The organism is Pseudomonas sp. TE12508 (assembly GCF_056279485.1).
In genome coordinates this window covers 79,496-89,688 of the sequence record NZ_JBWCCN010000006.1, presented here as the reverse complement: position 1 = coordinate 89,688, position 10,193 = coordinate 79,496, and the positions used below count along the sequence as shown (strand labels likewise).

The 10,193-nt window shown below is 60.7% G+C and carries 8 protein-coding genes and 1 pseudogene; 5 read left to right on the top strand and 4 right to left on the bottom strand.

The window, feature by feature from the left end; genetic code table 11:
- Positions 1-313: 313 nt before the first annotated feature.
- The 3 genes from xopAW to ACZ9IM_RS09930 all read right to left on the bottom strand — a co-directional run bounded on the left by xopAW (position 314) and on the right by ACZ9IM_RS09930 (position 3,205).
- Complete coding sequence (gene xopAW / locus ACZ9IM_RS09940; protein ID WP_476223811.1) at positions 314-1,162, bottom strand: XopAW family type III secretion system calcium-binding effector; 849 nt, start codon at positions 1,160-1,162, stop codon at positions 314-316.
- A gap of 232 nt (positions 1,163-1,394) precedes the next feature.
- Positions 1,395-2,447, bottom strand: coding sequence for a sensor histidine kinase (locus tag ACZ9IM_RS09935; RefSeq protein WP_476223810.1), 1,053 nt, complete (start codon positions 2,445-2,447; stop codon positions 1,395-1,397).
- On the bottom strand, positions 2,447-3,205 hold the full coding sequence (locus tag ACZ9IM_RS09930; RefSeq protein WP_476223809.1) for a response regulator: 759 nt from the start codon (positions 3,203-3,205) through the stop codon (positions 2,447-2,449). Before ACZ9IM_RS09930 ends, ACZ9IM_RS09935 begins: the two co-directional genes overlap by 1 nt.
- Before the next feature lie 292 nt (positions 3,206-3,497).
- Between ACZ9IM_RS09930 and pyrF the strand changes: the two genes are divergently transcribed.
- Positions 3,498-4,196, top strand: a complete 699-nt coding sequence (pyrF, locus tag ACZ9IM_RS09925; protein ID WP_192343951.1) for an orotidine-5'-phosphate decarboxylase — start codon at positions 3,498-3,500, stop codon at positions 4,194-4,196.
- 139 nt (positions 4,197-4,335) lie between these two features.
- Here pyrF and ACZ9IM_RS09920 read toward each other — a convergent pair whose 3' ends face one another.
- Entirely contained in the window at positions 4,336-5,340 is a 1,005-nt protein-coding gene (locus ACZ9IM_RS09920) for an NADP-dependent oxidoreductase (RefSeq protein WP_476223808.1), read from the bottom strand.
- Between the two features lie 236 nt (positions 5,341-5,576).
- Between ACZ9IM_RS09920 and ACZ9IM_RS09915 the strand changes: the two genes are divergently transcribed.
- The 4 genes and pseudogenes from ACZ9IM_RS09915 (at position 5,577) to ACZ9IM_RS09900 (ending at position 10,158) form a co-directional block, all read left to right on the top strand.
- Positions 5,577-6,338, top strand: a complete 762-nt coding sequence (locus tag ACZ9IM_RS09915) for an SDR family oxidoreductase (protein ID WP_427626041.1) — start codon at positions 5,577-5,579, stop codon at positions 6,336-6,338.
- Between the two features lie 297 nt (positions 6,339-6,635).
- Complete coding sequence (locus tag ACZ9IM_RS09910; RefSeq protein ID WP_476223807.1) at positions 6,636-8,015, top strand: aminotransferase-like domain-containing protein; 1,380 nt, start codon at positions 6,636-6,638, stop codon at positions 8,013-8,015.
- A 178-nt stretch (positions 8,016-8,193) separates the two neighbouring features.
- Positions 8,194-9,297: pseudogene (locus ACZ9IM_RS09905) on the top strand (HAMP domain-containing protein); the annotation flags it as partial.
- Positions 9,277-10,158 carry a methyl-accepting chemotaxis protein gene (locus ACZ9IM_RS09900; RefSeq protein WP_476223885.1) on the top strand — a complete coding sequence of 294 codons (882 nt, stop codon included), beginning with the start codon at positions 9,277-9,279 and terminating at the stop codon, positions 10,156-10,158. The pseudogene ACZ9IM_RS09905 and the gene ACZ9IM_RS09900, both read left to right, overlap by 21 nt.
- Positions 10,159-10,193: the final 35 nt, after the last annotated feature.

Here is a 10,193-nt window from a genome sequence, read left to right as displayed (position 1 = left end):
GTTGCCTGCAGAACAGCCATCGCGAGCAGGCTCGCTCCCACAGTTGACTGCATTCCCTCTGTGGGAGCGAGCCTGCTCGCGATGACGCCCCTATCAACACCGCATTACTCATGATCGACATAAAACCCGTGGCGAGGGGGCTTTCTGTGGCGAGGGGGCTTGCCCCCGTTGGGTTGCGAAGCGACCCCAAAACCTGCAATCGCGGTTTTCAGGCAAACCGCACTCGCCGGTTTTACGACTGCTGTGCAGCCGAACGGGGCGATGCGGCGTTCCGACAAGCCCCCTCGCCACAAACTCTCGCGAAGCTTTTGACTCAGGTCGCCTCGTTCAGGTATTTGCCCACGGTCGCCACGTTGTCGAGCGAATACTGCTTGCTCAGGTTGGCGATCATTTTGTTCAGCGCTTCGGTCACGTTGAACTGATTGGTGGAGCTGTCAGTGTTCTGCTCGCGGCCGGCTTGCAGGGCGGTTTTCAGTTCATCGCTGCTCACGCCACCGCTGCTGTCGCTGTCCAGGATCTTGAGCAGTGCGGCGCTGGTGTCGGTGCTGGTCGACGAGGTGCTGTCGCTGGCCAGGGCGCTGCTCAGTTCGGTGGCTGTGACACTGCCGTCGCTGTCGGTATCAAGCTGGCTGAACAGCTCTTCGCTGGACATCTGCTGAGGTGGCGGTGGCGGCGGGGTCAGGCTGGCGACAAGTTCGTCCTGGCTGACGGTGCCGTCTTCGTTCTTGTCCAGCGCCGAGAAGATTTCCGAGCTGTCGGCCGTGCTGCCGGCATTGCTCAGGCCGCTGCTCAGTTCATCGCTGCTGATGGCGCCGTCGCCGTCAGTGTCCAGAGCGCTGATCAGCGCATCGGCCAGTTCGGTGCTCGGTGCCTGATCATGCGGTGGCGGTGGAGGGGCCATCGCGGCCATTTCCTCACTGCTCAGGCTGCCGCTTTCGTCGCTGTCCAGGTCGCTGAAGTTCTTGCTCAGGCTGACCAGCAAACCGTCATCGGTTTTCTGTGACAGGGCGCTCGTGAGCTCGTCCTGATCCACCGCGCCATCGCTGTTGTTGTCGAGCTTGGCGAGCAGTTCTTTCTGAAATTGCTGGCTGCGGGCACTGTTGGTGGAGGTGCTGCTGGTGCTGGTATAGCTCGTGTAGTTGCTGCTGATACTACCGATCATTAGGCTCACTCCTTATTGGAAACCGGTGGGTACACCGGCTTATCCAGCCTCAAGGGGCAAGTTGTCGTGGGTATGTGGGATTTGTACCGATTGGTACACACGAATATTGGCCTGGCTCAGATCCTGTGGGAGCGGGCTTGCTCGGGTAGAAACCGGAGACATCCTTTACGTTTTAAACCTGACACACCGCTTTCGCGAGCAAGCCCGCTCCCACATTGGATTTGTGTGTGATTTAGAGGCGGGGCAGGCGAATGACGGCGGTTAAACCACCACCGGAAGTCTCTTCCAGGCTCAACTGCCCACCCAACCGCTCCGCTGCTTCCCTTGCGATGGTCATGCCCAGGCCGACGCCGCCGGAGTTGCGATTACGTGAACCTTCCAGGCGAAAAAATGGCTCAAACACCGCTTCACGTTTATCCGCCGCGATACCCGGGCCATGGTCGATGACCCGGATCACCAGTTCCTCGCGACTGTCCTCAAGCGAGATCAGCGCGTCCCCGGCATAACGCAGGGCGTTGTCCAGCAGGTTATTGATGCACGAGCGCAGGGCCATCGGCTGAACCTGCAACGGCGCGCAATGGCCGCTGGCCTGGACATTGGAACCCTGGTCCTGGGCGTTTTCGCTCAGGGATTCCACCAGCGCCTGCACGTCCATCCATTGTGGTGCCTCACTGGTGCGCTGTTCGTGCAGGTAGGTGAGAGTGGAGTCGAGCATGCTGATCATGTCGTTCAGGTCCTGACGCATCTGGCCTTGCAGCTTGTCGTCGTCGATCTGTTCCAGCCGCAGCTTGAGCCGCGACAGCGGCGTGCGCAGGTCATGGGACACCGCGCCAAGCATCCGCGAGCGCTGCTGTACCTGTTCAAGAATGCGCTTCTGCATCAGGTTGAAGGTGTGCGCCGCTTGCCGCGCTTCCCGTGGGCCCGACTCATCCAGCGGTGGGCTATCGAGGTTTTCACTCAGGCGCTCGGCGGCGTCGCTCAGACGTTGAATCGGGCGGGTCAGCAGCTTGGCGCCGTACCAGGCGGCGATGATCAGCGAGACAAACTGAAAGGTCAGCGGCACCAGCGGCCCGCCGAACCACGGCCGTGGCGGCCGGTTGCCGAAGCGCGGGTCGGGTGGTGGGCGTTGTCCGTCGAAGCGCTCGGAAAATTCCGACGGCGCAGGCGGGGGAGGCGGTGGACCGTAATTCCTGAACCAGAAGAACGCCAACAGGTGCGCCAGTACGATCGCCAGCAGCAGCACGCCAAACAGGCGGCCGAACAGCGTATCGAAGCGCGCACGCATCAGCCGATGTCTCGTGCGTCGAACAGGTAACCCTCGCCGCGAACGGTCTTGATCAGCTGTGGGGCTTTCGGGTCATCACCCAGTTTCTGGCGCAGGCGCGAGACGAGCAAATCGATGCTGCGATCAAACGCTTCGATCGAGCGACCACGGGCGGCGTCCAGCAGTTGTTCGCGGCTGAGTACCCGGCGCGGACGTTCGATGAACACCCAGAGCAAACGGAATTCAGCATTGGACAGCGGCACCACCAGGCCATCGGCGGCGATCAACTGGCGCAGCACACTGTTCAGACGCCAGGTGTCGAAGCGAACATTCGCACGCTGTTCGGTGCGGTCGTCGCGCACTCGACGCAGAATGGTCTGAATCCGTGCGACCAGCTCCCGCGGCTCGAATGGCTTGGCCATGTAGTCGTCGGCACCCAGTTCCAGGCCGATGATCCGGTCGGTGGGTTCGCAGCGGGCGGTGAGCATCAGGATCGGGATGTCCGATTCGGCGCGTAACCAGCGGCACAACGACAAACCGTCTTCGCCGGGCAGCATCAGGTCGAGCACCACCACGTCGAAATGCTCGGCTTGCAGCGCCTGACGCATGGCGGCGCCATCGGTGACACCGCTGGCGTGGATATTGAACCGGGCCAGGTAGTCGATCATCAGTTCACGGATCGGGACGTCATCGTCGACGATCAGGGCGCGAATGCTCCAGCGTTTATCGTCGGCCGGCGCTTTTTGATCGTCGTTCAGAGGTGCTGGGGAGTTGTGCATGCGTGCGTTCATCTGCCAGATAGGCTGCCAACCACAAAGATAGGCTGCGAGGTTGTGGCTTCAGCATAGGCGTCCGGCCGTGAGGCGGGAAGTGCTGTAGGACCTGTTGCGGCTGCCGAGGGTAGCGCTGAAGGGTGTTGTAGGCGTGTCGTGTGTGTACCGAACTCGACACAATTGCCGCAGGAGCTAGTCTTGTCTAAGCCGCGACGACGAATTACCGATCACCGGGTCCCGCAGCGGCGCTGGTTCCGCTACAATGCGCGCCGATTTCGACTTGCCTGAGAGCCCACTCATGTCCGCCTGCCAGACGCCTATCATCGTCGCCCTGGATTTCCCTACCCGTGACGCCGCACTGAAGCTGGCCGATCAGCTGGACCCGAAGCTGTGCCGGGTCAAAGTCGGTAAAGAACTGTTCACCAGTTGCGCCTCGGAAATCGTCGGCACTTTGCGCGACAAAGGCTTCGAAGTGTTCCTGGACCTCAAGTTCCACGACATCCCGAACACCACCGCCATGGCCGTCAAGGCCGCCGCGGAAATGGGCGTGTGGATGGTCAACGTGCACTGCTCCGGTGGTCTGCGCATGATGGCTGCCTGCCGTGAAGTGCTCGATCAGCGCAGCGGCCCGAAACCGCTGTTGATCGGCGTGACCGTGCTGACCAGCATGGAGCGTGAGGACCTGGCGGGTATCGGTCTGGACATCGAGCCACAGGAGCAGGTGCTGCGCCTGGCCGCGCTGGCGGAAAAGGCCGGGATGGACGGTCTGGTCTGCTCGGCCCTGGAGGCCCGGGCACTGAAAACCGCGCACCCGTCGCTGCAACTGGTGACCCCGGGGATTCGTCCGGCGGGCAGCGCCCAGGACGATCAGCGCCGCATCCTGACCCCGCGTCAGGCGCTGGAGGCTGGTTCCGACTACCTGGTGATCGGTCGTCCGATCAGCCAGGCGGCGGATCCTGCGAAGGCGTTGGCCGATGTAGTGGCAGAGCTCGCTTAACCAAACACTGAAGATCCAAATGTGGGAGCGAGCCTGCTCGCGATGAGGGAGTGTCAGTCGACATGAATGTTGGCTGATCCGCCGCCATCGCGAGCAGGCTCGCTCCCACATTGGTTTTGTGGTCATTTCAGGGTATGGGTTAAACCTTCAACACCAACTTCCCGAAATTCTCGCCGCTGAACAACTTCATCAGCGTCTCCGGGAACGTTTCCAGTCCTTCAACGATATCTTCCTTGCTCTTGAGCTGCCCCTTGGCCATCCAGCCGGCCATTTCCTGCCCGGCAGCGGCGAACTGCGCGGCGTAATCCATCACCACAAAGCCTTCCATCCGGGCGCGGTTGACCAGCAGCGACAGATAGTTGGCCGGGCCTTTGACCGCTTCTTTGTTGTTGTACTGGCTGATGGCACCGCAAATCACCACCCGCGCCTTCATGTTCAGCCGGTTCAGCACGGCATCGAGAATATCGCCGCCGACGTTATCGAAATACACGTCGACGCCTTTCGGGCACTCGCGTTTGAGGCCAGCGTGTACATCTTCGTTTTTGTAGTCGATGGCGCCATCAAAACCCAGCTCGTCAATCAGGAATTTGCACTTGTCCGCGCCGCCGGCAATGCCGATCACCCGGCAGCCTTTGATCTTGGCAATCTGCCCGGCAATGCTGCCCACCGCACCGGCCGCGCCCGATAGCACCACGGTGTCGCCGGCTTTCGGCGCGCCGACATCGAGCAGGGCGAAGTAGGCGGTCATCCCGGTCATGCCCAGCGCGGATAAATAGCGCGGCAGCGGTGCCAGTGTCGGATCGACCTTGTAGAAACCTCGCGGCTCGCCGAGGAAGTAATCCTGCACACCAAGGGCGCCATTGACGTAGTCCCCCACGGCAAACCCCGGATTGTTCGAAGCGATGACTTTGCCTACGCCCAACGCACGCATGACTTCGCCAATGCCGACCGGAGGGATGTAGGACTTGCCCTCGTTCATCCAGCCACGCATGGCCGGGTCCAGGGACAGGTACTCGTTCTTGACCAGGATCTGACCCGTCGCCGGCTCGCCGACCGGTACTTCTTGATAGGTGAACGTCTCGCGGGTGGCCGCGCCCACGGGACGTTTGGCGAGCAGAAACTGGCGATTGGTCTGGGTAGTCATGACAGGCACTCAAGATGAATGAAGTCTTGTTGATAGACCTTCATGGGCGATGCTGCAAGGTTGGCTGACGCTGCGAATGCACATCGATCCAGTGCGGTGATAGTCATGGCAGTGGTTCTATCACTGCAACTCATGGGTGCCCAACCGGCCTTCTGATAGTGCTGCCGCGCCATACGCCCCTATGACTAGACTGGCCACACGCGATCCCCTGCATTCTTCCCTCCGAGGACATAACAATGAGCATGACGTTTTCTGGCCAGGTTGCCGTTGTGACAGGCGCGGCCAACGGTATTGGCCGCGCGACCGCTTTGGCGTTCGCCGCCCAAGGTTTGAAAGTGGTGGTTGCCGATCTGGACGCGGCCGGTGGTGAAGGCACTGTGGCGCTGATTCGCACCGCCGGCGGTGAAGCGACCTTCGTGCGCTGCAACGTCACTGTGGAAAGCGATGTAAAAAATCTGATGGACGAGGTGGTAAATACCTACGGTCGTCTCGACTATGCCTTCAACAATGCCGGCATCGAAATCGAGAAAGGCAAACTGGCCGACGGCACAGTCGATGAGTTCGACGCGATCATGGGCGTCAACGTCAAAGGCGTCTGGCTGTGCATGAAGTATCAGTTGCCGTTGCTGCTGGCCCAGGGCGGCGGCGCGATCGTCAACACCGCTTCGGTCGCCGGCCTGGGCGCTGCGCCGAAGATGAGCATCTACGCCGCCTCGAAACACGCGGTGATCGGCCTGACCAAATCGGCGGCCATCGAATACGCCAAGAAAAAGATTCGCGTGAATGCGGTGTGCCCGGCAGTGATCGACACCGACATGTTCCGTCGAGCCTACGAAGCGGACCCGAAGAAGGGCGAGTTCGCCAATGCCATGCACCCGGTCGGGCGTATCGGTAAGGTCGAAGAAATTGCCAGCGCGGTGCTGTACCTGTGCAGCGACGGCGCGGCGTTCACCACCGGTCATTCGCTGGCGGTGGATGGTGGGGTCACGGCGTTTTAATGTTTTAGGTCGCGCCACAGGGATTCAGGCAAACACAATCTTTGTGGCGAGCGAGCTTGCTCGCGCTGGGCTGCGTAGCGGCCCCAAAATCTTGTGAGTGCTACGCCCTCAAGCGGGAGCAAGCTCCCTCGCCACAGGTTTCTCAGCACTACACACATTGACGCCGGTTCCGTGAAGACGCCGATCAATGTGTTTCAAATGATTAGATCTGAGGGTTTTGGCGGCGTTGTCGCACATCCCCTGGTGCGCTCCTGTGATTAACTGTTCCCCGCAAAACGGACAGGAGTTTGCTTGCTCATGGAGTTGAGAATCGATCGGGAGGCATTGGTGCCTGTCGTGCAGCAAATCGTCGACGCATTGGCCGACTGGCTCCGTCGCGGCGAGGTGACGCCGGGGGGGCGCTTGCCTTCCGTGCGACAAATCGCGCGGATCAATCTGCTCAGTCAATCCAGTGTCGTCGAGGCCTGTGAACGGCTGGTGGCTCAAGGGGTACTGGAGACGCGTAACGGGGCGGGTTTCTTTGTCGCGGCAACGGTGCTGGCCGCTCAGGAGCAACGCGATCTTCCCTGGTTCGAAGGGGTTGAGGAGAAGCAAAGCGGCCATGTCGAGGAACTGAAACTGGGTTGCGGTGGCCTGCCCGAAAGCTGGCGCGAGACTGACGACCTGAGCTACGCCATACGCCAGGTCAGCCGCACCGACATGGCCGGGTTGTTCAACTACAGCACGCCGCTGGGCCTGCCTGCTTTGCGCCAGCAGATCCTCAAGCGGTTGAAACAACTGAATATCGAGGTGGATGAAAGCCGAATACTGACCACGGCAGGGGCCAGTCATGGGCTCGATCTGATTGTGCGCACGCTGTTCAAACCGGGCGATTGCGTGGTGGTGGAGAGTCCCGGTTATTCGATGCTGTTCGATCTGCTCAGGCTGCACGGGGTCAGCATGATCGAGGTGCCACGAACCCCGCGCGGGCCAGACACCGAAGCACTCGAGGCAGTGCTGCTGAAGTACAAACCCCGTGGCTTGTTCATCAACAGCTTTTATCACAACCCCACTGGCAGCAGTTTGACCCCGGGGGTGGCTCAGCAGGTCCTGCAACTGGCCAAAAACCATGGCGTGCGGGTGATCGAAGACGACGTCTACGCTGATTTTCACAGCGGTCCCGGCACGCGCCTTGCGGCACTGGGCATCGATGACAACGTGATCTACGTCGGCAGCTACTCCAAAACCCTCAGCAGTTCGTTGCGGGTTGGCTTTGTAGTGGCCAGTGCCGATGTCATTTCGCGACTGGCGCAGGTCAAGATGATCAGCAGCATGGGCGCTTCACGGTTCAGCGAGTCGGTGCTGGCGAGTCTGTTGGCCAGCGGTGCCTACCGCAAATTGGTGCAGCGTCAGCGCCAGCGTTTAAGTATTGGCAGGGACGCAGCCTTGCAGGTCCTCGAAGACGCGGAGTGGGAGGTTTTCGGCAAACCGGTTGGCGGCCTGTTCATCTGGGCGCGATCGCGCAACGCTGACTATGCTCAGGTGCGCACTCAGGCTCGGCGCTTCGGTGTCCTGCTGTCTTGTCCGACGGCGTTCAGTCCGACCGGCCAGGCTCATGACTGGCAGCGGATCAACATAGCTTATGCCGGTGATCCTCGCGCCCGGGCATTTTTTCAGGCCACCGCCAGGGTCTGTTGACGTTTGGTGACGAGCCGCGTTGCGCTGCCAAACGTCAGCAGATCCTGAGGATCGACCTCGAGCGTTCTGAAAGCGACGCGGGCGTAGCTTTTTGCCATTATTCCGCAGCCAGAGACTTGTGTTGGCACAAGCCCGTTGCGAATCTGCATCAACAGACAATGGCAGGGGACTAAGCGCAATGATTTCGGCCGTGCAAGGACGTTTTGCCAACCTCGGTATGGCGAAAAAACTGGGTGTCGGGTTTGTACTGGTGCTGCTGTTGACCGCACTGGTAGCGGCCATCGGCGTATGGTCCCTGCAAACCATCAGTCAGCGCTTCGACGGGCTCAAGCAGATGTCGTCGCTCAACAGCGGTTTGCTCAAGGTTCGCCTGCTCGAGCAGGAATACGCCTTGCACGGTAATCCGAAAACCGCGGACGCCTTGCGCGCCGGGGTGGACGCTCTGATCGCTCTGGCGACCCAGCTCAAGGCCCAGTCAGCGGCCAACGTGCCGGTCATGAATGACGTCGAGCAATCTCTGGGGGCCTATCGCAAGGCTTTTGACGAGTTCGTCTCGCTGAGTCAGGCCAAGGACCTGGCACTGGAAATGGCCAGTTGGTCGGTGTCCAGCGTGGCCAACAACCTGGACGTGCTGCAGGCCGGGCTCGCCGATGATGGTGCCTATACCTTGAAGGAATCCGAGGGCAAGGACGGCGCGCAATTCATCGAGCAGGCCAATCAGGTCAGTCAGGTATCGCGGCTGATGTTGCAGGCCATGAACGAAGCGCGCGTACGCCTGGACCAGAGCCGCAAGGGCGACGACAGCGGCGGGCAGGGCAAGATCGAGCAGGCCGATCAGGCGCTGACCCAGGCCGAGCAACTGAAAACCACGATCAAGGACGAGGGCTACCAGACTGTCCTCAATGAAGTGTCCGGTCACATCGCCGGTTTCAGTGAAAAACTCGCCGAGTACACCGGACTGTTGGCAGAGGAAAAAACCGTCTACGAGCAACTCCACCAGCGCGCCGCTCAAGTGGTGGAACGGGTGGATCAAGCCTACGTTGCCGAAGACCTGTCGATGCAGGCAGAGCTGAAAAAGAACTCGCTGTTGATCATCGGTTCTTCGGCACTGGCCTTGCTGGTGGGGCTGATTGCTGCGTGGGTGATCACCCGGTTGATCGTCGCGCCGCTGCGCAGCGTGATTGGTGTTGCTCAACGGATCGCCGCGGGCGATTTGAGTGCAACGATTGAAGTGACCCGCCGTGACGAGATCGGCCAGTTGATGCAAGCCATGCAGCAAATGGGCGCAGGGCTGAGCAGTATCGTCAGTGGTTTGCAGGCCGGTATCGAACAGTTGGCAAGCTCTGCTCAATCGCTGTCGGCGGTAACCGAACAGACCAACCTTGAAGTCAGCAGCCAGAAGGAAGAAACCGAGCAGGTCGCCACCGCGATGAATCAGATGACCGCCACGGTGCACGACGTCGCACGTAACGCGGAAGAGGCCGCCCAGGCGGCGCAGACTGCCGACGACAAAGTCGAAAGCGGTCAGCAGGTGGTGCGTCATAGCATGGCGCGGATCGAGCAATTGGCGGACTCGGCCACCTCGGCCAGTTCCAGCATCGAAAGCCTCAGTGCGCAAATCCAGAACATTGGCACGGTACTCAGCGTGATCAAAAGCGTTGCCGAGCAAACCAACCTGTTGGCGCTCAATGCGGCCATCGAGGCAGCGCGGGCTGGCGAGCAGGGCAGGGGCTTTGCGGTGGTGGCCGATGAAGTTCGGGCATTGGCCAAGCGAACCCAGCAATCGACCGAGGAAATCGAACGGCTGGTGAGTGCCTTGCGCTCGGCGGCGCAGTCGTCGGTGCAGCAGATTCAGAACAGTGGCGAGTTGGTGAAGCTGGCGGTGAGCGATGCATTGCAAACCGAGAGCGCGTTGGGGAGCATTGCGGCAGCGGTGTCGCTGATTCAGCAGATGAACCAGCAGATCGCAGCGGCTGCGGAAGAGCAGAGTTCAGTGGCCGAGGAGATCAATCGCAGTGTCACCAGTATCCGCGCCAGTGCGGATCAGTCGTCGCTGGCGATGCAGGGCAATGCAGCGTCGAGTATTGAGTTGGCGCAGCTGGGGGGTGAGCTGAAGGGGATGGTGGGGCATTTCAGGTTGTAGGGGCTGCCCTCCATCAATCCCAACGCAAAAAAAAG